Source organism: Cellulosimicrobium sp. EB106-03-01-XG111 (genome assembly GCF_058792115.1).
The window spans coordinates 1-737 of the sequence record NZ_JBYTEQ010000041.1; the positions used below are offsets into that span (position 1 = coordinate 1).

The 737-nt window shown below is 55.8% G+C and carries 1 rRNA gene; it reads right to left on the reverse strand.

Annotated elements, in window-relative coordinates:
• Nucleotides 1-618: ribosomal RNA gene (locus AC3WT4_RS19855) — 23S ribosomal RNA — on the reverse strand; the annotation flags it as partial.
• Between the last annotated feature and the right edge of the window lie 119 nt (nt 619-737).

Below are 737 nucleotides of genomic sequence, written 5' to 3' on the forward strand. Positions count from 1 at the left end.
GGAGGCTCCAACGGATTGTAGGCACACGGTTTCAGGTACTATTTCACTCCCCTCCCGGGGTACTTTTCACCTTTCCCTCACGGTACTGGTCCGCTATCGGTCACTAGGTAGTATTTAGGCTTAGCAAGTGGTCTTGCCGGATTCACACGGGATTTCTCGGGCCCCGTGCTACTTGGGATCCCCTTCGGGAGGCCGCACCATTTCGTCTACCGGACTCGCACCGTCTGTGGTCCGCCTTTCAATGCGGTTCGACTATGACACGGCTTTCTTACTCCCCGGCGGACTGTCAGATCCACCAGAAGGGTCCCACAACCCCGAACACGCAACGCCTGACAGCTTGAACACGCGCCCGGTTTGGCCTCATCCGCTTTCGCTCGCCACTACTCACGGAATATCTCTTCCTGTCGGTACTGAGATGTTTCACTTCCCGACGTTCCCTCCACACACCCTATATATTCAGGTGCGGGTCACACGACATGACTCGTGCGGGGTTCCCCCATTCGGAAACCCTCGGATCACAGCTCGTTTGCCAGCTCCCCGAGGCTTATCGCAGGCTACCACGTCCTTCTTCGGCTCCTAGTGCCAAGGCATCCACCCTGTGCCCTTAAAAACTTCAACAAAAACAACAAAACTGCAGAGAACCAAGAACCACACCCCCAAAAGGGTGCGTCTTGATCTTTACAAAGATGCTCGCGTCCACTGTGCAGTTCTCAAACAACCAACGACCCCGACCCCAC